The 23,403-nt window shown below is 69.4% G+C and carries 16 protein-coding genes; 11 read left to right on the top strand and 5 right to left on the bottom strand.

What is annotated here, in order from left to right; translation table 11 throughout:
• Window positions 1-7 precede the first annotated feature (7 nt).
• Entirely contained in the window at window positions 8-2,440 is a 2,433-nt protein-coding gene (treY, locus tag O3I_RS12195) for a malto-oligosyltrehalose synthase (protein ID WP_081594292.1), read from the top strand.
• Here treY and O3I_RS12190 read toward each other — a convergent pair.
• Together O3I_RS12190 and O3I_RS12185 are read right to left on the bottom strand one after the other, a co-directional pair.
• The gene (locus tag O3I_RS12190; RefSeq protein ID WP_014983219.1) at window positions 2,437-3,621 is read right to left on the bottom strand and encodes a DUF2235 domain-containing protein; all 1,185 of its coding nucleotides are present in this window, start codon (window positions 3,619-3,621) and stop codon (window positions 2,437-2,439) included. The genes treY and O3I_RS12190 overlap by 4 nt on opposite strands.
• 125 nt (window positions 3,622-3,746) lie before the next feature.
• Window positions 3,747-4,358, bottom strand: coding sequence for an MspA family porin (locus tag O3I_RS12185; RefSeq protein ID WP_226887434.1), 612 nt, complete (start codon window positions 4,356-4,358; stop codon window positions 3,747-3,749).
• Window positions 4,359-4,479: 121 nt separating this feature from the next.
• Between O3I_RS12185 and O3I_RS12180 the strand changes: the two genes are divergently transcribed.
• Window positions 4,480-7,167 carry a helix-turn-helix transcriptional regulator gene (locus O3I_RS12180; RefSeq protein WP_014983217.1) on the top strand — a complete coding sequence of 896 codons (2,688 nt, stop codon included), beginning with the start codon at window positions 4,480-4,482 and terminating at the stop codon, window positions 7,165-7,167.
• Here O3I_RS12180 and O3I_RS12175 read toward each other — a convergent pair.
• Window positions 7,147-7,389, bottom strand: coding sequence for a hypothetical protein (locus tag O3I_RS12175; RefSeq protein WP_014983216.1), 243 nt, complete (start codon window positions 7,387-7,389; stop codon window positions 7,147-7,149). The two genes, O3I_RS12180 and O3I_RS12175, sit on opposite strands and share 21 nt — an antisense overlap.
• Window positions 7,390-7,498: 109 nt before the next feature.
• Between O3I_RS12175 and O3I_RS12170 the strand changes: the two genes are divergently transcribed.
• Entirely contained in the window at window positions 7,499-7,933 is a 435-nt protein-coding gene (locus O3I_RS12170; RefSeq protein WP_014983215.1) for a nitroreductase family deazaflavin-dependent oxidoreductase, read from the top strand.
• A 78-nt stretch (window positions 7,934-8,011) separates the two neighbouring features.
• A complete protein-coding gene (ilvA, locus tag O3I_RS12165; RefSeq protein ID WP_014983214.1) occupies window positions 8,012-9,367 on the top strand; it encodes a threonine ammonia-lyase IlvA in 1,356 nt (451 codons plus the stop codon).
• Window positions 9,368-9,423: 56 nt separating this feature from the next.
• On the opposite strand, the gene O3I_RS12160 is transcribed toward ilvA, so the two are convergent.
• The gene (locus O3I_RS12160; protein ID WP_041562574.1) at window positions 9,424-10,674 is read right to left on the bottom strand and encodes a serine hydrolase domain-containing protein; all 1,251 of its coding nucleotides are present in this window, start codon (window positions 10,672-10,674) and stop codon (window positions 9,424-9,426) included.
• A 260-nt stretch (window positions 10,675-10,934) separates the two neighbouring features.
• Here O3I_RS12160 and O3I_RS12155 point away from each other — a divergent pair, with 260 nt between their 5' ends.
• The 3 genes from O3I_RS12155 to O3I_RS12145 all read left to right on the top strand — a co-directional run bounded on the left by O3I_RS12155 (window position 10,935) and on the right by O3I_RS12145 (window position 13,472).
• Window positions 10,935-11,552, top strand: a complete 618-nt coding sequence (locus O3I_RS12155) for a class I SAM-dependent methyltransferase (protein WP_014983212.1) — start codon at window positions 10,935-10,937, stop codon at window positions 11,550-11,552.
• An 80-nt stretch (window positions 11,553-11,632) separates the two neighbouring features.
• A complete protein-coding gene (locus tag O3I_RS12150; RefSeq protein ID WP_014983211.1) occupies window positions 11,633-12,205 on the top strand; it encodes a TetR/AcrR family transcriptional regulator in 573 nt (190 codons plus the stop codon).
• A 76-nt stretch (window positions 12,206-12,281) separates the two neighbouring features.
• Entirely contained in the window at window positions 12,282-13,472 is a 1,191-nt protein-coding gene (locus O3I_RS12145) for a Cmx/CmrA family chloramphenicol efflux MFS transporter (RefSeq protein WP_014983210.1), read from the top strand.
• 146 nt (window positions 13,473-13,618) lie between these two features.
• Here the strand turns inward: O3I_RS12145 and dnaE are convergent, their stop codons facing one another.
• Complete coding sequence (dnaE, locus tag O3I_RS12140; protein WP_014983209.1) at window positions 13,619-17,167, bottom strand: DNA polymerase III subunit alpha; 3,549 nt, start codon at window positions 17,165-17,167, stop codon at window positions 13,619-13,621.
• Window positions 17,168-17,525: 358 nt separating this feature from the next.
• Here dnaE and O3I_RS12130 point away from each other — a divergent pair, with 358 nt between their 5' ends.
• From O3I_RS12130 to O3I_RS42565, 4 genes are all read left to right on the top strand, one after another.
• Window positions 17,526-17,975 carry a hypothetical protein gene (locus O3I_RS12130; RefSeq protein WP_014983208.1) on the top strand — a complete coding sequence of 150 codons (450 nt, stop codon included), beginning with the start codon at window positions 17,526-17,528 and terminating at the stop codon, window positions 17,973-17,975.
• Between the two features lie 128 nt (window positions 17,976-18,103).
• Window positions 18,104-19,303, top strand: a complete 1,200-nt coding sequence (locus O3I_RS12125) for a sensor histidine kinase (RefSeq protein ID WP_014983207.1) — start codon at window positions 18,104-18,106, stop codon at window positions 19,301-19,303.
• Window positions 19,304-19,350: 47 nt separating this feature from the next.
• Window positions 19,351-20,367, top strand: coding sequence for a glycosyl transferase (locus O3I_RS12120; protein WP_014983206.1), 1,017 nt, complete (start codon window positions 19,351-19,353; stop codon window positions 20,365-20,367).
• Window positions 20,364-23,402, top strand: a complete 3,039-nt coding sequence (locus O3I_RS42565) for an NB-ARC domain-containing protein (protein WP_014983205.1) — start codon at window positions 20,364-20,366, stop codon at window positions 23,400-23,402. Before O3I_RS12120 ends, O3I_RS42565 begins: the two co-directional genes overlap by 4 nt.
• Window position 23,403 lies beyond the last annotated feature (1 nt).

Here is a 23,403-nt window from a genome sequence, read left to right as displayed (position 1 = left end):
ACCGCCCATGACCCCCTCGGATGCCACAGAGACCCACGTGACCGACCCTCTTTCGCTGCGCCGGACCAAGGCCCGCCCGACCACGATCCGCAGCACCTACCGGCTGCAACTGCGCCCTGACGCACTGACTTTCGCCGACGCCCGGGCGATCGCGGAATACTTACAGCAGCTGGGCATCTCGCACCTGTACCTGTCGCCGATCCTCACCGCGACGAAGGGTTCGACGCACGGCTACGACGTCACCGACCCGACCACGGTGTCCGCCGCGCTCGGCGGGCCCGCCGGGCTCAAGGCGCTCTCCGACGAGGTACGCAGTCGCGGTATGGGTTTGCTCGTCGACCTGGTGCCCAACCATGTCGGGGTGGCCGACCCGCGGCAGAACCCGTGGTGGTGGGATGTGCTGCGCAACGGCCGCGAGTCGTCCTTCGCACACTACTTCGACATCGATTGGAGCGCGGGCAACGGCGCGGGCGGGCGCCTCGCCCTGCCCGTGCTGCAGAGCGAGAACGACCCTGCCGCACTCACTGTCGACCGTTCGGGTGCGGAACCCATGCTGGCCCTGCATGACCTGCGTTTCCCGATCGCGCCGGGCACCGACGGCGACAACGCCCTGCGCATCCACGACAAACAGCACTACCGCCTGGTCAGCTGGAAAGCCGGAGTGTGCACCTACCGCCGGTACTTCACCGTCGGCGGGCTCGCCGCCATCCGGCAGGAGGACCCGGAGGTCTTCGAGATCACCCATCGCGAGCTCGCGGCGTGGTGCGCGCACGACATCATCGACGGCGTGCGGATCGACCATCCGGACGGATTGGCCGACCCCGGTGCGTATCTCATCCGTCTGCGGCAGATCATCGGGCCGAACCGGCTGCTGCTCGTGGAGAAGGTGCTGTCCAACCGGGAGCCGCTGGACGTGACCCTGCCGATCGACGGCACCACCGGTTACGACGCGCTCGCCGACGTGGGCGGGGTGCTGATCGATCCGGAGGGCGAGCCCGCGCTCACCGAATTGTCCTGCCGCTTCGCCGGACACGGCAGCGACCGCGCCTGGATCTCCGAAACCGAGCACCGGATCAAGCGGGCCGTCGCCGAAACCGTGCTCACCGCCGATGTCCGGCGGTTGGTCGCGGCGATCAAACGCGACGCGCGCGCCGAGTCGGTGGACACCATGGCGCTGACCAATGCGACCATCGAGGTACTGGCGTTCATGCCGGTCTACCGCACCGATTACGCGCCGCTGGCCGGGATGACCGCCGCCGTGATCACCGAGGTGGAACGGCGCAACAGCGAGCTGACCAACCCGCTCGCGGTGCTGACGGCGGCGCTGGCCATCGGCGGCGAGGCGGTGACCCGCTTCCATCAGGTCGGCGGTGCGATCCTGGCCAAGGCGGTCGAGGACACCATGTTCTATCAGGCGGCCCGGCTGGTGTCGCTGCAGGAGATGGGCGGTAACCCGGCCCGCTTCGGACGCTCGCTGATCGAGTTCCATCTCGCCAATATCGAACGCGCGCAACGCTGGCCCGCCACCATGACCACGCTGTCCACCCACGACACCAAGCGCGGCGAGGACGTGCGCGCCCGGATCGGCGTGCTGTCCCAGGCCGCGAAGGACTGGGCGCGCAGCGTCACCTCGTGGCAGGAGACCGCGCCCGGACCCGACGGCGCCACCACATTGTTCCTGTTGCAGAACATGTTCGGCGTGTGGCCGCCGGACGGCAGGCCCGCGGCGGCGATTCCCGGTTTCCGGGAGCGCCTGCACCAGTTCGCGGAGAAGGCGATTCGTGAGGCGGGCACCAAGACCTCCTGGGAGGAGCCGGACGCCGCCTTCGAGGACGAGGTGCACACCTGGGTGGACACGGTGATCGACGGCCCGGTGGGCACCGAACTCGGCGATCTCGTGCATCGGCTCGCACCGCACGCGTGGTCGGATGCGCTGGCGCAGAAGCTGTTGCAGCTGTGCGGCCCCGGCATCCCCGATCTCTACCAGGGTTGCGAACTGTGGGAGGACTCGCTGGTCGACCCGGACAACCGGCGGCCGGTCGATTTCGCGCTGCGCGCGGGCATGCTGCAATCGCTCACCGGCACACCGGAACTCGACGTCACCGGCGCGGTCAAGATGTGGATCGTCGCCTACGCGCTGTGGCTGCGGCGGGAACGGCCCGACTGTTTCGTCGGCGGCACCTACGCTCCACTCTTCGGCACCGGCAGCGAGGCCCAGCGGTTGATCGCCTACACCCGCGGCCGGCCCGCCGAAGCGCCCGAAATCATCGTCGCGGCCACCCGGCACAGCGTCGGTCTCGCCGAAACCGGCTGGGGCGACACCGCTCTCGAACTCCCGGAGGGCACCTGGATCGATCGCCTGACCGGCCACACCTTCCAGGGCCGCATCCGCATCGAGCGCCTTTTCGCCCGCCTCCCGGTCGCCCTGCTCGTCCGTTAGGCGGGAGTCAGGGCCGGGTCCGGCTCGACGGTTTCGTCGAGCAGGTGCACCGAGACCGGGGTGACCTTCTCCAGCAGTTCTTCGGGGAACATGCCGCCGAAGCGGGCGCGCCAGCGGCGCAGGTTGGGCGGTAGGTAGTCGTCGGCCTCGTTGACCAGTGAGGCCAGCCGGATGCCCTGCTCGTGGCCGTTGGCGAGGCGACGCCAGGAATCCAGGTAGAAGCGGGGGCTGCGCGGATGCCGAAGCGTGCGCAGCACATTCAGCACGCGGTAGCCGACGCCGAGCGACGGATGCAACTTCATGTGGTTCGCACCCGAGACCAGGCACCCCTTGGACAGCGCCGCCAGCCGATCGTGATCGAAAGCGAGCCCGACGGATTCGGCCTCGCGCACCATCCAGCGCAGCGTGACGTCGGACAACCCGCACTCCTTGTGGCCGCCGCCGACATCACTGTGCGCGCCCTCGAACCACACCTGCTTCACCCGCTGGAAACCCCTGCGGTACTTGATATTCGGTTCGACCGGCACCTCCCAGAGGCACGGCTCGAAGTTGCGCCGCCGCTCGTCGATCGCCAGCGCCTGCCGCGCGCAGTGCACGCTCGGCGCGAGTTTGACGTTGTGGAACCGATACCGCAGCGAGGTGAGCCCGGGTACTCCGAGCGCGCCGACGGTGTCGAAGACCCCGAGGAAGTTCACCTTGGGCTGTTCGAGATGGCAATTGTCCTTGCGGAATTTCGTCCACGCCGCCGGAATGCTGCCGTCCTTGGGCGGCACCTGCTGGTGGATCTCGAGCGCCTTCGGGTATTTACCGCTGATCATCGCCTCGGGCGTGAGGATGCCGATCCGATCGATCAATCCGGACAGACTGCGCGCGGTGAACGCGCCGCGGCTGAAACCGAAGATGTAGATCTCGTCGCCCGGCTCCCAGTTCAGGGCCAGGTGCCAGTACGCGGAGGACAGGTTCGCTTCGAGACCGAGGCCGAACGCGCCCCCCATCAGCCGGTCGGCGAGGAAGCCCCGGGCACCGGGCCCGGACACATAGGTGACCCACTGCTGGATCTTCTCCCCCGTCGGGCCGGGCGCATCGAACCGGATCGTCTGCGCGATCTTGATGATGTTCGATACCGTGCTGCTCGATTCGGCTTTCCAGGTGCCGTCACAACATACGACCAGGCGTTTCATGGACTCATCCTCCCGCTGGGATCCATTGGAAACCTGCGTACTCGACTACTCGAATCATCGAGTGACACTGCGGGGATGTTAATGAAAGACGCGTGTTTCCAACGCCGTCCGGCGGAACTGCCCGGTCAGAGCCAGGTGGGATCGCCGAAGACGGCCCCGGAATCATCGACCTCGGGCGACTTGGAATCCACGTAGGCGTACTGGCGCAGGGTGACCGGCCCGGTGCAGGAGTTCACCTTGATGTGGAAGTCCCGGACGCTGAGCTGGATCAGCTTGCCGGGGATCATCTCCTTCTCCGCGATCGCGATCTCGCCGACCTCGCCCGGGCTGATGTTCAGCGTGGCGACCGGGTTCGGGTTGAACGCGGGGTTCTGGGCGATGATCACGTCGGGCGTCGCGCCGAGCGTGCCCGCGCCGATCGTCACCGCGCAACCCACGTGGTAGCCCATCCGGAGTTTGCCCGCGGTCGCGCCGTCGAGCTTGCCGTAGGCGATGGTGCTGACGAGCGCCTCACGGGTGGTGCCCATGAAGTTCAGCGGCGGAATCCGGTGGATCTTCTCTTCCCTGCTGCCCACGGTGAACTTCATCGCGGAATCACCGGGCGCGACGTAGGTCTTCTCGTGCGGCGGCATGCTCAGCACCTCGGCGCCCGCCGATGGCGCGAAGGTCGCCACGGACGCACAGGCCATGACCGTTCCGGCCACGGCCCGGACAGCACTTTTCACGTTCGACGCCATAGTCCCGCACTGTAGTAGCCGTTCGCTATTTCCCGTGCGTATGACACGACCGAACCGCTCGCGAATTCCCGAGGTCAGATGATGACTGATCGAGCGTCCAGCAGACGGATACGGTGTGCACATGCTCCGGGGACGCGAGGCCGAACAAGCACGGATCGATCAGTTGCTCGCGGCGGCCCGCGACGGTCGTAGCAGCGCCCTGGTGATCCGCGGCGAGCCCGGCATCGGCAAGACCGCACTGCTGGACTATGCCGCCGCCCAGGGGCTCCCGACGGTGCGCAGCGCGGGCATCGAGTCCGAGGCCGAATTGCCTTTCGCCGGACTGCATCTGCTGGTTCGTCCGGGTATGGCGCTGGTGGACACGCTGCCCGACCGGCAGCGCGACGCGCTGCGCGGTGCGTTCGGCCTGGCCGCTCAGGATCCGGCCGACCGGATGCTCATCGGCTTGGCGGTGCTGTCGCTGCTGGCCGAGGAAGCCGCCGACGCCCCGCTGCTCTGCCTGATCGATGACGCGCACTGGCTCGATCAGGCGACCGCGGAGACGCTGTTGTTCGCGGCCCGCCGCCTCGATGCCGAGGGCGTGGTGATGATCTTCGCCGCGCGCACCGGGGACGCCGAGTTCCACGCGCCGGGGCTACCCGAACTGCGGGTACCCGGTCTCGCGCAGGATGCGGCGGCGGCACTGGTGGACGGTCTGGGCACCGCGCTGAGCCCGGCGGTGCGCTACCGTCTGCTCGCCGAGGCGGCGGGCAATCCGCTTGCGCTGCTGGAACTTCCGGAGTCGCTCGCGGCAGAGGCGCCCGGCGCGGGGTTCAATCCGCTGCCGCTGACACAGCGCCTGCAGGTCGCCTTCCACGGCCGGGTCAACCGGCTCCCGCTGCCGACCAGGACCTTGCTGCTCGTCGCGGCCGCGGCGGGCAGCGCCGAACTCGAACCGGTCCTGGCGGCCGCCCGGGTACTGGGCGCGCACCTGGCCGACCTGCAACCTGCCGAGGACGCGGGGCTGCTGCACAGCGACGGACGGACTTTCGCCTTCCGGCATCCGCTACTGCGCTCGGCGGTGTACCAGGGCGCGCCACTCGCGCAACGGCTGGCCGCGCACAGCGCTCTCGCCGAGGTGTCGACCGAACCCGAACACGCCGACCTGCGCGCGTGGCATCTGGCCTCGGCCGCGACCGGACCCGACGAGACCACCGCCGCGGCGCTGGAGGACACCGCCGGCCGCGCCCGGGGTCGCTCCGGCTATTCCGGTGCGGTCGCCGCGTACGAACGGGCCGCCGGGTTGAGCGTAGACACCGCCGCCCGGCTGCGGCGCCTCGTCCTCGCCGCCGAAACCGCAGGCGAGGCAGGGCAATTGGAGCGCGCTCGCACACTGGCCGAGCGGGCGACCGGCCAGACCGCCGACCCCGGCTACACCGCCCGGCTGCGCCTGGTGCTGGCCACCGCGGAGTTCGGCGCGGGCAAACCGCGCACCGCTCACGAACTGCTGCTGGACGCCGCGGACCTGGTCCGGGCGAGCGAGCCGGTACGGGCGGCGCGCATCCTCGGTCAGGCGATCCACACCGCCTGGTACCTCGGCACCGCGGAGCTCGCACAGGTCGCCGACACGTTGACCGCGCTCGCGCTGCCGCCCGCCGAGCCGCTGGCACCGATCATCGAATACGCGGTCGCGGGCATCCACGGCCGATTCACCGTCGATCTGCGCGCGGCCGCGGCGGCGGCCCGCGCGCAAGGCGCCGACTCCCCGCGCGACCTGGTTCAGATGTGCGGCATCGGCCTGGTGGTCGGCCAGGACGAGCAGGTCACCGAACTGGCGCAGCTGCTCATCGCCGAATGCCGCGAGCAGGGCCGGATCGCCGTGCTGCCCACCCTGCTGTTCTTCCGGTCCGAAGCCGAGCTGTTCCTCGGCAGGCCACAGGAGGCCCGGGTCGCGGCGACCGAAGGGCTGCGGATCGCCGAGGACATCGGGCAGGGCCAGTGGATCAGCCAGTTGTCGAGCTTCCTCGCCTGTCTCGCCGCGCTCGAGGGTCGCGCGCAGGACTGCCGGGACCTGGTCGAGCGGGCCCGTTCGGAGGAATTCGGCGGTTCCGCGGCGGCGGGCACGCAGTGGACGTATTGGGCGCTCGGACTGCTCGAACTCGGCCTCGGTCAGGTCGACAGCGCGTTGTCCAGGCTGGCACCGCTGAATCGCGAGCCCGGACGGCACCAGGTCATCGGACTGCGCGCCATCCCGGATCTGATCGAATCGGCCGTGCGGCTCGGCACACCGGAACGGGCCGGCGACGCTCTTGACCGACTGGAGACCTGGGCCGCACGCGCACAACAGGATTGGGTCGAGGCCCTGGCCCACCGCTGCCGGGCGCTGGTCGACGACGCACACGCCGAGCAGCACTATCGCGCCGCGCTCGAGCTGGGCGGGCGCCCGTTCGAACAGGCCAGAACCCAACTGCTGTACGGCGAATGGCTGCGCCGCCAACGCCGCAAAGCCGACGCGCGTCTCCTGTTGCAACCCGCGCTGGAGACATTCGAGCGGCTCACCGCCGGCCCGTGGGCGGAGCGGGCGCGGACCGAGCTCGGCGCGCTCGGCGTCGGCACGGCCGCGAAGCCCGCGGGCGGGGTGCTCGGGCGGCTGACTCCGCAAGAACTACAGATCGTGCGGCTGGCCGCGCAGGGCATGTCGAACCGGGATATCGCGGCGCAGTTGTTTCTCAGCCCGCGCACCGTCGGGCATCACCTCTACAAGGCGTATCCGAAATTGGGCGTGCTGTCGCGCGGCGAACTTGCGCAGTTACCGCTCGACGCGGCTTAGCTCGATGGCGCTCGCCCGCCGGGTCACGACCTGTCCGGCGATCCAGCGGGCCGCGCCGACCGCGGCCGCGACCAGCACGGCCACCTGCGGCGAGCCGGTGATCAGGGCCAGGATCAAGCAGGTCACCAGCCCGAGGGCGAGCGCCTCGAGCTTGTAGACAGGCCATGCGCTGCCCGCGATGTCAACCGTCGCGGAGCGGGCCGAGGGGTGAACAACTGCCATCCAGTAAGGATATACGCACAGCGAAGTTCGGTCCACCGAACTTCATGTTGCCGGGGACACAGCGAACCGGCCCGGGAACACCGCCGGTCCGCGCCGTGTTGTCCCCGATATGCCTCTGACTGGAGATTACGCACCGAGCACCTCGGATTGGGCCCGCGAGCAGGCCGAGAAGTACGAGAACTCCGGCGGCACCACGGCCACCACGCTCAAAGGCCAGCCGGTCATCCTGCTCACCACCAAAGGCGCGAAGACCGGAAAGCTGCGCAAGACGCCGCTGATGCGGGTCGAGCACGACGGGGAATACGCGGTCGTCGCCTCGCTGGGCGGCGCGCCGAAGAACCCGGTCTGGTACTACAACATCAAGGCCGAGCCGCACGTCGAACTGCGCGACGGCGAGGTGAACAAGGACTACACCGCCCGCGAGGTCTTCGGCGAGGAGCGGCAGCTGTGGTGGGACCGGGCCACCGAAGTATGGCCGGACTACATCGAGTACACGAAGAAGACCGACCGTGTGATCCCGGTCTTCGTACTGACCCCGCGGTAATCGCGAACCCGCGGCAATCGGCCGCGGCACTGCCACCCGCCGCATCTGCCTGTCGCGGCGGGTGGCAGCATATTTCGGGTGTCCAATCCGCTTGATGTCATCGACGCACTGTCCAGTTCCCGTCCCGCGCTGAGCGCGGACGAGATCGACGCTGCCGCCAAGCGCATTGCCGAGATCATCGAGCCGACTCCGCTGCAACGCAGCGAGCGGCTCTCCCGCCTCACCGGGGCCAACGTCTACCTGAAGCGCGAAGACCTCTCCGCGGTCCGCTCCTACAAGCTGCGCGGCGCATATAACCTGGTCATGCAGCTGACCGAGACCGAGCGCGCGGCCGGGGTGGTCGCCGCCAGCGCGGGCAATCACGCCCAGGGCGTGGCGTTCGCGTGTCACTCGATGGGCATCAAGGGCCGCATCTACGTACCGACCACCACCCCCAAGCAGAAGCGCGACCGTATCCGCGTGCACGGCGGCGAATTCGTGGAGCTGATCGCCATCGGCGAGACCTACGACGCGGCCGCCGCGGCCGCCGCCGACGATGTGGCCCGCACCGGCGCGACCATGGTGCCGCCGTTCGACGACGCCCGCACCGCCGCCGGGCAGGGCACCATCGCGCCGGAGATCCTGGAGCAACTCGGCACCGCGCCGGACCTGGTCGTGGTGCCGGTGGGCGGCGGCGGCTGCCTGGCCGGCATCGGCACCTACCTGCGCGACCGTGCGCCGAGCACCGCGATCCTCGGGGTCGAGCCCGCCGGTGCGGCCTCGATGACCGCGGCGCTGGTCGCGGGCGGCCCGGTGACGCTGCCGGAGATCGATCCGTTCGTGGACGGTGCGGCGGTACGCCGGATCGGCGCGGTGCCGTTCGCGGCCGTCTCCGCCTTCGGCGGGCGGGTGGTCTCGCATGCCTCGTTGCCGTTACTGACCACCACCGAATCCCCCGCCGGGACCAGTTCGTTCCGGATGATGCAGGTCGACGAGGGCGCGATCTGCACCGCCATGCTCGACCTCTACCAGAACGAGGGCATCATCGCCGAACCCGCAGGGGCCCTGGCGGTTTCCGCGCTGGCCGAGCTGACCGTGCAGCCGGGGTCGACCGTGGTGTGCCTGGTCTCCGGCGGCAACAACGACGTGTCGCGCTACGGCGAGATCATCGAGCGTTCGCTGGTGCACCGCGGCCTGAAACACTATTTCCTGGTGGACTTCCCGCAGGAGCCGGGCGCGTTGCGGCGCTTCCTCGACGAGGTGCTCGGACCCGACGACGACATCACCACGTTCGAGTACGTCAAGCGGAACAACCGCGAGACGGGCTCGGCGCTGGTCGGCATCGAACTCGGCGTGCCGGAGGGGCTGGGACCGCTGCTGGAGCGCATGGACGAGTCGCCGATCCAGTGCGAACGATTGGAACCGGGCTCACCCGCGTACCGGTACCTGACCTGACCCGACGTGACCGAAAAGCTACGGCCGCACCGCTTTCCGCGTTGCGGCCGTAGTACTCAGGCCGCCTTCTCCTGCGGCACCTCGACCGGGATACGGCGGGTGGCGCGCAGGCAGTTGAGCACCAGCGGCAGCAGCCAGAATGCCGCGGACTGGTCGTAGGACAGCTGCGCCGCCGACAACCGGTTGTGCACGAAGCCGACCGAAAGCCCCAGGCGCGGTTCGGCCCAACCAAACGAGCCGCCCAGGCCGATATGCCCGAACCCGGCCCGAGCGCCCGGCATCGGCAGCGAATGGTAGCCGAGCCGCCAGAGCATCGGGGCGTAGAACAGCGCGTTGTCGAGCCGGTAGGTCTGAATTCGCCGGATCGCCTTGATGGTTCGCGGGCTGAGGTACTGCTTGCCCGCTGCGACACCGTCATTGGCCAGCGCGCCGTACATCCCGGCGAGGGCGGATGCGGTGCATACGCCGTTGCCCGCGCCGAGTTCGGTGCGCAGGATCGGCGGCGCGTCGCCCTCCAGGATGGATTCCAATCCCGGCAGGAACAGGCAGCGCGTCGCCGCGCCGAGCGCCCCGGGGATCCGGTGGCTGCGGCCCAATACCAGTGCGCCGAGCGGGTTTCCGATCGCTTTCAGGTGCGTTCCCGCCAGCGGCGCATACGTGGTTCGCGCGTGTTCGGGCGGCAGGCCGAGGTGGATGCCCTCGAGGCCGAGCGGATCGGCCACCTCGGAGCGGAACAGCTCGCCCATGCTGTGGCCGGTGACCGCGCGGGCGAGACCGGCCATCAGCCAGCCGTAGGTGAGCGCGTGATAGGCCGGAACACCCAGCAGCCGATCGGGTTTCGCGGCCGCGAGACGCTGTTCCATCAGTTCGTGATCGAGCACGTCGTCCAGGCCGGTGGCGATCGGGGCGAGCGCGGACAGGCCCGCACTGTGCGTCATCGTCTGGCGCACCGTGATCTTGTCCTTGCCGTTCGCGCCGAACTCCGGCCAGTACTCGGCGACCGGTGCGGCGTAATCGATCAGTCCGCGGTCGGCGAGCCGGTGGATGACGGTGGCGGTGACACCTTTGGTGGCGGAGAAGATGATCGACCCGGTGTCCTGGGTCCAGGGGGACGTACCGCCCGCGGAGCCGGTCCAGATGTCGAGCAGGGGTTCGCCGTGCAGGTGCACCGACAGCGCACCGCCCGCCCCGCGGCGGCGTCCGAAGGTCCTGGCGAAAGCGCGCACCAGGGGGGCGAATTCGGCGGTGGCACGGCCACTCGTACCCGTGGGGATCGGCGCTGGACCCCCCGCAGCATCGTTGCTCATCTTTCCACGGTAATGGCGGCGGTCACACCGGGCAATGGGTCTGTCTCGGACAGTTGTCTTTCGTGACCTTTCCGCAAGCGGCGCGCGAACAGGTGTGCGACGGCGCGGACACCCCCAGCACAACCCGCCTGCGCCCGTTGTCGAGGTGGCGGCCGTCCCCGGACCAGCGGGTTCCGACCCCGGCACTGATTGCAGGCCGGTAGCCCGCCGTCTCAGAAACAGACGTGGCGGTATCGCCCGGGTACTGGAAGAGTGGGCGTGTGGGCTTCTATCGAGATCGAGTGGTGCCGCGGATCGTGGACGCGGCCTGCGGGATGCGGTTCAACGAACCGCTGCGCGAGCGCGTGTGCGCGGGCCTCAACGGCCGAGTGGTGGAGATCGGGTTCGGGTCCGGGCTGAACGTGCCGTTCTATCCGGAGACCGTCGAACTGGTCAGCGCGGTCGAGCCCGCCGACCTCGGCTGGCGGCTCGCGAGCGAGCGGGTCGCGGCGGCGACGGTGCCGATCGAGCGGTCCGGTTTGGACGGACAGTCGCTGCCGTTCGGCGACAACAGTTTCGACAGCGCCCTGTCGACCTGGACGTTGTGCACCATCCCCGATGTCGCGACCGCGCTGGCGGAAGTGCGCCGGGTGCTCGCACCGGGCGGCACCCTGCACTTCGTCGAGCACGGCCTCGCGCCGGACCAGCGCGTGCAGGTGTGGCAGCACCGGCTCAATCCGATTCAGAAGACCTTCGCCGGCGGGTGCAACCTGAACCGCGATATCCGCGGCCTGCTCACCGACGCGGGATTCGAGATCCGCGATATCGATGTGTTCTACGGCGAAGACGCCCCTCGGTTCCTCGCCGCGCAGTCGCTCGGCGTGGCGGTCGCCGCCTAGCTGCTCACCGAAAGTGCAGCTCAGGCCACGCACACCCCAGTTTTGAAATGATTGGTTCAAAATGTGCTAGCGTAACCGGCATGGCACGACCGAGACAGTTCGACGAGGAGCGCGCGGTGGACGCCGCGATGCGCGCGTTCTGGCTCGCGGGCTACGAGGCCACCTCGACCCAGGCGCTGTGCGAGGCGACCGGCCTGGGCCGCAGCAGCATCTACAACACCTTCACCAGCAAGCACGATCTGTTCGAACGGGCCCTGCGGCGATACATGACCGCCAAGAACGCCACCACCTTCGAACTCCTGGACAGCGACCTGGACGCGAAGGCCAAGATGCGCGCGCTGCTGTGGCAGGTGGTCGACGCGCCGGAGGCCGATCCGCTCGGCTGCCTCGTCGTCAACTCGATGGTCGAACTCGCGCCGCACGACCCCGAGGTGGCGGCCACCCTGCGCGAGGATCAGCGCCGGCGCCTCGCCGCGCTCCGCGACGCGCTCGAAAGCGGCAGGCGCGCAGGCGAAATCGACGACCGCAAGAGCGCCGACGAACTGGCGCACTTCATGAACGCGACCATCGCGGGCATGCGCGTCGCCGCCCGCGGCGGTGCGAGCCGCGCCGCATTGGCGGCCATCGCCGGCACCGCACTCGACGCCCTCTGATCGACCGGAAATCGGTCGGCCCCTTACCTTCTGCCCCAGTTTTGAACCGAACGATCTAAAACAGGAGAGGTCTCCGATGCCCCTAGCCGTCTATATCCTCGGGCTGTCCATCTTCGCCCAGGGCACCTCGGAGCTGATGCTCTCGGGACTGCTCACCGAGCTCTCCGTCGACCTGGGGGTGACCATTCCGCAAGCGGGACTGCTCATTTCGGCTTTCGCGCTCGGCATGCTGGTCGGCGCGCCGGTGCTGGCGGTGGCGACGCTGCGACTGCCGCGCCGCAACGCGCTGCTCGCCTTTCTCGCCGTCTTCGTCGCCACCCATGTGGTCGCGGCGCTGACCTCGGACTACTGGGTCCTGTTCGCGACCAGGGCGGTCGGCGCCTTCGTCTACGCCGGTTTCTGGTCGGTCGCGGCGACCACCGCCATCGGTTTGGTGCCCGTCAACGCCCGCGGTAAAGCGATGAGCATCGTCGCCGGTGGGCTCACCGTCGCCACCGTCGTCGGCCTGCCCGCGGGCACCGTGATCGGCCAGCACCTCGGCTGGCGCGCCGCGTTCTGGACCGTCGCGATCATGTCCACCCTGGCGATGCTCGGCGTGCTCACCAAGATCCCCGCCGGACGCGCGGCAACCACACCGGATCTGCGAAAAGAACTGCGCAGCATGGTGAATCCACGGCTCTGGCTCTCCTACGCCACCACCGCCCTCGCCACCGCCGCGCTGCTGGCCAGCTTCGCCTACCTCGGCGCGCTGCTCGCCGAAACCACCGGCCTGCACGGGTTCTGGATCCCGATCGTGCTGGCCGTGTACGGCGTCGGCAGCTTCCTCGGCATCGTCGCAGGCGGGCGCACCGCCGACGCACATCCCGTGCGCACCCTCTACGTCGGCGTCACCGGCCTGATCATCACCTCGGCTCTGCTGGCCCTCACCGCCGAATACCCGGTGCCCGTCGTGATACTCGCATTCCTGTTGGGCGCCTTCGGTTTCGGCACCAACCCCACCCTCAACAGCCGCGTCTTCAACCTCGCCGCCGACGGCCCCACCCTGGCCCCCGCCTTCAACGTCTCTTCCTTCAACATCGGCATCACCGTCGGCCCCTGGCTCGGTGGCCTGGCCATCGGCGCCGGACTCGGCTATGCCAGCGTCGCCTGGATCGGCGCCGCCATCGGCCTGGCCGCCCTGGGCACCATCACCTGGGAACAGTTCCTCCCCCACCGCCACTCCGCCACGCCCCTCACCGACCACCCCACCCCCGCACTAACCCACTGACCGCCTTCCCGCACTCCTTCTGATGTGTCGCACCCGCTGTGGCAGGCCCCAGCGGGTGCGACACATCAAAACCCGTGCGACACATCAAAACCCGTGCGGCGGTTCGGGCACACCCCTCCCGGCGGAGGGGAGGCGGACGACCGGGCTCAGACTGCCAAGCACCCCGGCCCGAGCAGCGCTTTCAGGTCGCCCATCAACGCTGAGGACGGGGAGACGCGGAGGCTGTCGTCGAGTTTCAGGAGGGTGGTTTTGTCGCGGGCGCCGACGTGGCGGATGTGCACGTCGGAGGTGCCGGGGTGGCGGGACAGGACGCGCTTGAGCTCGCCGATCTTGTCGGGGGTGCACAGGCGGGTGGAGAGGGTGACGGCCAGCGGCTTGGCCACGCCGATGGAGGACAGGTCGGGGACGGCGAGATCGTTGGCGATGAGCGAGATACGGTCGTCGCGGACCGACACCCGCGCCTTCACCAGCACCACCGCGTCCTCGACCACGTCCATGCCGTAGACCGAGTAGGCCTGCGGGAAGAACAGCACCTCGATACCGCCGGAGAGGTCTTCGAGCTGTGCGGACGCCCAGGCGAGACCGTTCTTGTTGATGCGCCGGTTGACCGAGGCGAGGATGCCGCCGAGGGTCACCTGCGCGCCGTCCTTGATATCGCCTTCGAGGATGGCGGGGATCTGCGTATCCGCCTGCGCCGCGAGCACATGTTCGACGCCGTTGAGCGGATGCCCGGACACGTAAAGGCCGAGCATTTCGCGCTCGAGGGCCAGCTTGTGCTTGGACTCCCACTCGTCGTCGGGCACCTTCACGTTGAACACCGAGGCCACCGACTCGTCCGCGTCGACGCCGCCGAACAGGTCGAACTGCCCGATCGCCTCGGCCTTCTTGGTGGACATCACCGCGTCGATGGCATCGGAGTGCACCAGCAGCAGACCCTTGCGCGGGTGCCCGAGCGAGTCGAATCCGCCTGCCTTGATGAGCGATTCGGTGACTTTCTTGGTGCAGGCGACGGCGTCGATCTTGTTCAGGTAGTCGGAGAAGTCGGTGAACTTGGACTTCTCCTTGCGCGCGGCGATGATCGAGGACACCACGTTGGCGCCGACGTTGCGCACCGCACCGAGCCCGAACCGGATGTCCTTGCCGACCGAGGCGAAGTTCTGCTCGGACTCGTTGACGTCCGGCGGCAGCACGGTGATGCCCAGGCGACGGCAGTCCGAGAGGTAGACCGCGGCCTTGTCCTTGTCGTCACCGACGGAGGTGAGCAGCCCGGCCATGTATTCGGCCGGGTAGTTGGCCTTGAGGTAGGCGGTCCAGAAGGACACCAGGCCGTAGCCCGCGGCGTGCGACTTGTTGAACGCGTAACCGGCGAACGGAAGGATGGTGTCCCACAGGGCCTTCACCGCGGCCTCGGAGAACCCGTTGTTCGTCATGCCCTCGTGGAAGCCCTTGTACTCGGCCTCGAGCACCTCGAGCTTCTTCTTACCCATGGCCTTACGCAGCGCGTCGGCCTTGCCCATGGTGTAGCTGGCGACCTTCTGGGCGATGAACATGATCTGCTCTTGGTAGACGATCAGGCCGTAGGTCTCGGCGAGAATGTCCTTCAGCGGCTCTTCGAGCTCCGGATGGATCGGTTTGATCTCCTGCCGCCCGTTCTTGCGGTCGGCGTAGTCGTTGTGCGCGTTCATGCCCATCGGGCCGGGGCGGTACAGCGCGAGCACCGCGACGATGTCGTTGAAGCCGGTCGGCTGCATGCGGCGCAGCAGGTCGCGCATCGGGCCGCCGTCGAGCTGGAAGACGCCGAGCGTGTCACCGCGGGACAGCAATTCGTAGGTCGCGGGATCGTCCAGCGGTAGGTTGTCCATGTCGAGGTCGACGCCGCGGTTGGCCTTGATGTTGTCCAGCGCGTCACCGATGACGGTGAGGTTGCGCAGGCCGAGGAAGTCCATCTTCAGCAGGCCGATGGCCTCGCAGGACGGGTAGTCCCAGCCGGTGATGATGGCGCCGTCCTGGGCCCGCTTCCACACCGGGATCGCGTCGGTCAGCGGCTCGGAGGACATGATGACCGCGCAGGCGTGCACGCCGGCGTTGCGGATCAGGCCCTCGAGGCCCCGGGCGGTCTCGTAGATCTTCGCGACATCGGGGTTGGTGCTGATCAGTTCGCGGACCTCGGCGGCTTCCTTGTACCGCTCGTGGTCGGGGTCGGTGATGCCGGCCACCGAGATGTCCTTGGCCATGATCGGCGGCGGCAGCGCCTTGGAGATCTGGTCGGCGATGGCGAAACCGGGCTGGCCGAACAGGACTCGCGCGGAGTCCTTGATCGCGGCCTTGGTCTTGATGGTGCCGAAGGTGATCACCTGGGCGACCCGGTCGCTGCCCCACTTGTCGGTGGCGTAGCGGACCATCTCACCGCGGCGGCGATCGTCGAAGTCGATATCGATATCGGGCGCGGAGGGGCGTTCCGGGTTCAGGAACCGCTCGAACAGCAGGCCGTGCGGGATCGGGTCGATATTGGTGATGCCCAGCGCGTAGGCGACCAGCGAACCGGCCGCCGAACCACGGCCGGGACCGACCCGGATGCCGACCTCTTTCGCGTGCGTGACGAGGTCACCGACGACGAGGAAGTAGGCCGGGAAGCCCTTCTGCTTGATGACGTCGAGCTCGAAGTAGGCGCGGCTGTAGTACTCCTCGGGCACGCCGCCGGGGAAGCGGCGTTCGAGGCCGCGGTCGACCTCTTTGCGCAGCCACGAATCCTGGTCCTCGCCCTCGGGCACCGGGAACACCGGCATCCGGTCCTTGAAGGCCCATACGTCGTCGTAGGACTGCACCCGCTCGCCGATGAGCACGGTGTTGTCGCAGGCGCCGGGCACCTCGGCGTCCCACAGCGCGCGCATCTCCTCGGCGGACTTCAGGAAGTAGCCGTCACCGTCGAACTTGAACCTGGTCGGGTCGGAGAGCGTCTTGCCGGTCTGAATGCACAGCAGCGCTTCGTGGTTGGTGGACTGGTCCTTGGTGACGTAGTGGCAGTCGTTGGTGGCCAGCGGCGGGATGCCGAGCTTGCGGCCGACCTCGAGCAGACCCTCGCGGACCCGGCGTTCGATGGACAGCCCGTGGTCCATGATCTCGAGGAAGAAATTGTCCTTGCCGAAGATCTCCTGCCACTTGGCCGCGGCCTCCAGGGCCTCGCGGTCGTGGCCCAGGCGCAGCCTGGTCTGCACCTCACCCGAGGGGCAGCCGGTGGTCGCGATGATGCCCTCGGCGTACTGGGCGATGATCTCCTCGTCCATGCGCGCCCACTTGCCGAGCTGACCCTCGAGCGAGGCCAGCGACGAGAGCTTGAACAGGTTGCGCAGACCGGTCGCGGTCTCGGCGACCATGGTCATGTGGGTGTAGGCGCCGGAGCCGGAGACGTCGTCGCCCTTCTGGCTCGGGTCGCCCCACTGCACCCGCTTGGTGTCGAAGCGGGAGGCGGGCGCGATGTAGGCCTCGATGCCGATGATCGGCTTGATGTCGGCTTTCTTCGCCGAGTTGTAGAACTCGGAGGCGCCGTACATGTTGCCGTGGTCGGTCATCCCGACCGCGTTCATTCCCAGCCGTTTCGCCTCCGCGAACAGGGGCGAAATCTTTGCCGCACCATCGAGCATGGAGTACTCGGTGTGGTTGTGCAGGTGAACGAACGATCCGGACGAGGCGGCCAAGACGGTCCTTCCTCCCAAGGTCTCGACGGGGGTTGGCCTAGCGATTCTAGGCACGTCGGTACGACATTTTTTTCGAGGCGCGCGCGGCGCATCGAGACATCCCAGGAGCCCTCGGCGTGTCGGTGTCGAAGATCACCGGCGCGTCCGGCGAGACCTCCTCGGAGGAGTCCGATTTCCGCGAGCGACGTCCAGCGCGGAACGACCGACCCTACTCGACGCGACCGGCCGAGTCGGTCACCACCGGACCGCACGGTGCTGCCCCCGGAATCGAGGGCAGCGAATCGGGGATGACACCGCGGCATCGGGGGCATAGTCACTATCGACAGACACGGGTGTTCCCAATCCTGCCGAGGTATTGATGATTTCGCTCAAAGCACTGTTCGCCGTTCCCGCGGTCCCCGCCGTCGCCGTCGCGACCATGGTCGCGACCGCCGCCCCGGCCGCCGCCCAGCTGCACGACTCGTTCGCGACCGTCTACTCGCTCAGCCAGGGGTTGTGTGTCGCGTCGGTCAGTTCCGGCGTCACCGGCAACGCCTATCCGGAGCACGCCGGGTTCTACGTGGCGACCACGATGTACGGCGTGGGCGGCTGCACCCTGCCGCTCACGCTCAACTGGCGCAACGTGGACACCGGCGAGACCGGCACGTTCACGGTGACCGCGCAGGGCCCCGGATATTGGAGCAACAGCGGCCGTTCCGCGCTGTTCCATCCGGGCCTGGGCAAGTTCACCGCGACGCTGACGGTCGGGGCCGCGCATATCCCGGAGCCCGGCGAGGTCGAGTTCCGCGTCGACAAGTACCAGGGCTGACGCCGCGCACAGGTCAGGTCCGCACGCCCGGAGTACGTGGGGACCGAATATGCGCGGCAACGGCATACGAACGGTCCCGGACGCGATAATCGGCGCATGAACGAAGTTCCGGCGCCGTTGGCCGCGCGGTGACGGCGACGATCGTCGCCCTCGTGGTCTCGGCCGCCATGATCGCCGGGGCGCTGGTGATCTGGCCGCGCACCCGCCGGGTGGTCACCACGCCGGCCGAGCGCGCGGTGCACACCGCGCTGCACACCGCGTCGCTGGCGGCGATTCCGCTGCGCCGCGGGCTCACCGAGCAGTCGGCGCGCGAATCCGCGCCGCACCTGCGCGTGCTGACCGGCGCCGAGGCGCTCGGCATCGCCGACCCGGACGGCGTCCTGCTCGCCTGGGACGGACCGCACGCCGAACTCGCCGAGTATTTCACCGAGGCGGCCAAGCGGGCGGTCATCGGCGAACGGCCGGTGCTCGTCGCCGGGCCGGGTCACAGCGAGCACGCCGGTCGCACGCTCATCGCGCAGCCGCTGCTGATCGAGAGCACCGGGGTGGCGGGGGCGATCGGCGTCGTCACCACCGGCCGGCCGGGGCCGGGCTGGCTCGGCGCGGTGGCCGAGGTGGCTCGATACGCCTGCGGCCAACTGGAATTGGCCGAGCTGGACGCGTCCCGGGCCCGGCTCGATCGCGCCGAGGTGCGCGCGCTGCGCGCCCAGATCAGCCCGCATTTCATCTACAACGCGCTGAACACGATCGCCTCCTTCGTGCGCACCGACCCGGATCGGGCCCGCGAGTTGATCCTGGAATTCGCCGACTTCACCCGCTATTCGTTCCGCGCCGCGGGCGAATTCACCGTGCTGGCCGACGAACTGCGCAATATCGAGCGTTATCTCGCGCTCGAGCGCGCCCGCTTCGGCGACGCGCTCGACGTCCGGTTGCAGATCGCGCCGGAGGTGCTCGGCGTGGTGCTGCCCTTCCTCGCGCTGCAACCGCTGGTGGAGAACGCGGTCCGGCACGGCCTGGCGGGCGCGGCGCGCGGCGGCACGGTGCACATCACCGCGGCCGACGCGGGCACCGACTGCCTGATCAGTGTCGAGGACGACGGCGTCGGCATGGATCCGGAACTGCTCCGCTCGGGCGCGCTCGACGCCGTCGAAACCGGCAAGGGCCCGGCCGGTTCCGGTGAGTCCGCGCATGTCGGCCTCGCCAATGTGGACGACCGGCTGCGCGCGGCCTTCGGCAACGACTACGGCCTGACCGTCGAGACCGCACCCGGCGCGGGCACCAAGGTCTCGCTGCGGGTGCCGAAGTTCCGCGCGGGCATCCAAGCGTGATCAGGGAAACCGGGCCGGTGTCCGGCGCGCTGCCCTACTGTTGATCCATGCTGGTCGGCGTCTGCGACTTTCCGGGCAGATACGCCTTTCCACCGACCGGTTACGCGGGGATCGAGCGCTGGCTGTGGGCGGTGGCCGTCGGCGCGCGCCGCGCGGGGGCGCGCGTGCATCTGCTCGGACCCCAGTGGCGCGGCGAGCTGGCCGGCGAGTGGACCGTACGGCCGCAGCGGCTGGAAACGCTCACCGCGGCGGAGCTGGCCGAATTCCGCGAGGCCCGCTACGACCTGCTCGTGGCGTGGCACGAATATCCCGCACTGCCCGCCTGGCGGCGGGCTTGGCAGGCACTGGACTGCGCGGTGGCCAGTTTCCAGCACGGCACGAACCGGATGCAGCCCACGGGCACCTTCGACGGTGAGCGCGCCCGGTTGTACTGCTACTCAACGGAAATGATGACGCGCTACACGGCACACCGGCCGCGCGCGGAACTGGCGGTGCACCTCGGGCTCGGCGAGGACGAACCGCCCGCCGCCGGCGGGACCGGCCTGGTGTGGGTGGGCCGCCTCGTCGCCGACAAGGCGCCCCATCTCGCGGTGCTGGCGGCCCGGCTGCTGGGTCGGCGAATCACCTTGGTGGGTCCGGTATTCGACGACGAGTATCTGCGCGCGCACCGAGATCTGTTCGGCGCGGCCCACGTTCGGTTCGCCGGTGAACTCGGCGGTCCCGCGAAGACCGCGGCCTTCCACGACGGCGAAGTCTTCGTCTACACCTGCGCCAGGGACTACGTCGAGGCGGGCGCCGCGGTGTTCGGCGAAGCACTGCGGGCGGGCACGCCGGTCGCCGCGCTGGCCTGGCGCGCGGGCACCTGCGCCGAAGCGGCCCTGTGCGCCGAGTCCGGCCGGATCGCCCGGGTCGCACCGGACGCGTCCGACGAGATCGCCGCGGCGGCGCTGGCCGCCGCGATCGAGGCCGCCGCCACGCTGGACGCCGCGAGGGTACAGGCGGTAGGACTGGCCAGATTCGATCCCGCACAACACTTCCGGGCACTCGCGGGGCTCGAGCGATGACCGACGCGTCGATCGGACGGCTGATCGCCGCGGGTGCCCGCGCCCGGCTGCTCGGTACCGCCTTCGCGGTGGACGACTCGACCGTGGTGACGGCGTTCCACTGTGTCGGCGATCGGCAGACCGGCGCGGTCCGATTCCCCGAGGCGGCCGTCGATTTCGCAGGTACCCAGGTGCGGGTGCGTTATGCTGCAGGCGATCCGGTCGCCGACTGCGCAGTGCTGCGCCTGGACGAGCCCCGACCCGATGTGCTCAGCCCACTTCCGCTCGCCACCCGGATCACCGCCCGGTTCTGGCGGGCCACAGGGTTTCCGGCGAGCCTGGCCGAGCTGGGACGGATGTCGATCTCCGGCACGATCACCGCGCTGGACGGTCAGCTGCGCGGCGTGCCCGCGTTGCAGCTCTACGCCGAGCAGGCGGTGGGCGGGCTGGCGCTCGGCGGCTTCTCCGGCGCGCCGGTATTCGCCGGCAGCGCACCGGGAGTCGTCGGGCTGATCCGCTACAACCCGCCCGCTCCCGACGCGCCGGACCGTGGCATCGGCGGCATCGTCTTCGCCTGCCCCGTCGCCGCGATCACCGCCCTGCTGGACCGGATCGGCGTGCTGCCGACCATGGACGCCAGCCAGGTCGCGGTGCCCGGCCTCGCGATGGGCGCGACGGCCGCGGGCAGGCAGGCGACCCTGCCGCCCGATCGCGCCGAGTTCACCGGACGGGCGGACGCGACCGAAAAGCTCGTCGCCGCATTGACTTCCGCGGACGCGGCGATCGTGGCCATCCACGGACAACCCGGCGTCGGCAAGTCCGCGCTCGCCGTGCACGTCGCGCATCGGGTGAGCGCCGTGTTCCCCGACGCGCGCCTGCACATCGATCTGCGCGGCGCGGACCAGCGCCCCGTCTCGGTCGCGGACGCACTGGAACGCCTGCTGATCGCGCTCGGTCTGCCCGCCGACGAACTGGCCGCGACCACCGAGGAACGATCCGTTCAGTACCGGCGGTTGCTCGCCGGGCTGCGCGCGCTGATCGTGCTCGACAACGCGAGTTCGGCCGCGCAGGTCCGGGCCCTGCTGCCGGACGCGCCGGGGTGTGCCGTGCTGGTGACCGCACGCCGCCCGATGGCCGCGCTCGACCACGCGCTCACTGTCGCGCTCGACGCGCTCACCGCGGACGAATCCGCGGCCCTGCTCACGGCGGTGCTCGACGACGACGCACGAGCCACCGACCGGGACGCGCTCACCGCGGTCGCCCGGTTGTGCGGTTACCTACCGCTGGCCATTCGAATCGCGGCCGCCCAGTTACGTTCTCGCCCGCACTGGACGATGGCGCACCTGGCCGGGCGGCTGTCCGACGAACGCCGCAGGCTCTCGGTGCTCACCGTCGACGACCTCGCGGTGCGCACCAGCTTCGACAGCAGCTATCTCGCGCTCGCCCCGGAACTGGCCACCGCCTTCGCCGCGCTCGGCGCGCTGCGCGGTCCGGACTTTCCGGCCTGGACCCTGGCCGCCCTGCTGGACATTCCGCTGTACGAGGCCGAAGACCTGCTCGACGCGCTGGTCGACGCCCAGCTGGTCGCCTTCGCCCGCCGCGACATCACCGGCGGTCACCGGTTCCGCTGCCACGACCTGCTGCGCGTGTACGCGGCGGAGAAGGCGGCCGAACGCTTTTCGAGTACCGAGCGAGCGCAGGGTCGCGGCCGCCTGTTCAGCGGCTACCTCACGCTGCTGCTCGACGCGATGGCGGCACTCGGGCCGGGTAAGGATCTGTTCCTCGCGGAATCGGTGCCGATCGTCTGGCGGCCGCCCGACGAAATCGTCTCCGCCGCAAGGGAAGCCGGGACGGCTCAGTGGTTCGCGGACGATCGTCCCGGCTTGGTCGCCGCCGCGCGGCAGGCCTACGAGGACGGCCTGTGGCCTTATGTATGGGGCATCGTCGACGTGTTGAACGGGCTGTTCGTCGCGCAGCGGCACGGCGCGGAGTCCCGTGAGCTCAAGGATCTCGCACTCGCGGCGAGCCGCACCGCCGCCGATCCGGTGGCCGAGGCGGGCGTGCTGTACTCCTACACCGGCTATTTCATGGGCAAGGGCGCCTATGCCGAGGCGGTCGCGGGGCTGCACGAAGTGATCGAGCGTTATCGCGCACTGGGTATGGCAGACCGCTGGGCACGCACCATGCTGAGCCTGGCCGTGGTCGAGCGCGACCGCGGGCGGCTCGCCGTCTCCGGTCCGCTGCTCGAGCAGTGCATCCACTTGTTCAGCGCGGGTGCGGACGACCTGATCCTCGCGTCCACCCGCCAGAACTACGCCGTGGTGCGGCGCGACCAAGGCTATCTGGCCGAGGCGGCCGCGGATCTAGCGCGCTGCCTGCCGGTTTTCCATGCGCACGGGGACAATTCGGCGTGCGGGCGCGGCTTGCACAGCCGCGCGGTGCTGCACCTCTACCTCGGTCGCTTCGCCGACGCCGACGCGGACCTCGCCACCGCCCGGCCGCTGTGCGTACAAGCCGGTGACGCCCGGTGGACCGGCATCGTCGACCTCTTCCGCGCGCGCCTGCTCGGCCGGTACGGCCGCTGGGCCGAGTTGCTCACCGCATTGCCCGCGTGTGAACGGAATTTCGACGACAGCGACGACGATCTGGGCCGTGCGCAGGTGTGGCGCACGGCCGGCGCGGCCCGCCGCGCGCTCGGCGACTATCCCGGCGCGCTGCGCGAATATGCCCGCGCCGCAGCGGTGTACGACGCGACCGGCGAGGACCGGATGAAGGCCAAACTGCACTTCGGCACCGCGCTGACCCACCTGCGATCCGGCGACCCGGCGACGGCCTTGACCGGATTCACCACGGCCGATGAGCTTTTCGACGAACTCGACGATCAGCCCTGGTTGCTGCGCACCCGTCGCTGGTTGGTCACCTTGCGACCCGATCGGCCGGGCGGCTGGGCGGAGGTCCGGTCCCGCGCCGAGCAGTTGATCGACCGAGCCGGGCCCGGCTTCTTTCCGGCCTGGTTGCGTCCGATCCTGGACGAGGCGGTCGCGAAGGGGGCCTGAA

Source organism: Nocardia brasiliensis ATCC 700358 (assembly GCF_000250675.2).
Lineage (GTDB): Bacteria > Actinomycetota > Actinomycetes > Mycobacteriales > Mycobacteriaceae > Nocardia > Nocardia brasiliensis_B.
Note: the sequence above shows the minus strand (reverse complement) of the source record. Positions and strands in the feature narration are given on the sequence as shown.

Excerpts from the sequence above, each read along its gene's own strand:
- treY (WP_081594292.1), top strand. The coding sequence starts at position 8 with ATGACCCCCTCGGATGCCACAGAGACCCACGTGACCGACCCTCTTTCG.
- O3I_RS12190 (WP_014983219.1), bottom strand. The coding sequence starts at position 3,621 with ATGAAACGCCTGGTCGTATGTTGTGACGGCACCTGGAAAGCCGAATCG.
- O3I_RS12185 (WP_226887434.1), bottom strand. The coding sequence starts at position 4,358 with ATGGCGTCGAACGTGAAAAGTGCTGTCCGGGCCGTGGCCGGAACGGTC.
- O3I_RS12180 (WP_014983217.1), top strand. The coding sequence starts at position 4,480 with ATGCTCCGGGGACGCGAGGCCGAACAAGCACGGATCGATCAGTTGCTC.
- O3I_RS12175 (WP_014983216.1), bottom strand. The coding sequence starts at position 7,389 with ATGGCAGTTGTTCACCCCTCGGCCCGCTCCGCGACGGTTGACATCGCG.
- O3I_RS12170 (WP_014983215.1), top strand. The coding sequence starts at position 7,499 with ATGCCTCTGACTGGAGATTACGCACCGAGCACCTCGGATTGGGCCCGC.
- O3I_RS12160 (WP_041562574.1), bottom strand. The coding sequence starts at position 10,674 with ATGAGCAACGATGCTGCGGGGGGTCCAGCGCCGATCCCCACGGGTACG.
- O3I_RS12150 (WP_014983211.1), top strand. The coding sequence starts at position 11,633 with ATGGCACGACCGAGACAGTTCGACGAGGAGCGCGCGGTGGACGCCGCG.
- O3I_RS12145 (WP_014983210.1), top strand. The coding sequence starts at position 12,282 with ATGCCCCTAGCCGTCTATATCCTCGGGCTGTCCATCTTCGCCCAGGGC.
- O3I_RS12130 (WP_014983208.1), top strand. The coding sequence starts at position 17,526 with ATGATTTCGCTCAAAGCACTGTTCGCCGTTCCCGCGGTCCCCGCCGTC.
- O3I_RS12120 (WP_014983206.1), top strand. The coding sequence starts at position 19,351 with ATGCTGGTCGGCGTCTGCGACTTTCCGGGCAGATACGCCTTTCCACCG.
- O3I_RS42565 (WP_014983205.1), top strand. The coding sequence starts at position 20,364 with ATGACCGACGCGTCGATCGGACGGCTGATCGCCGCGGGTGCCCGCGCC.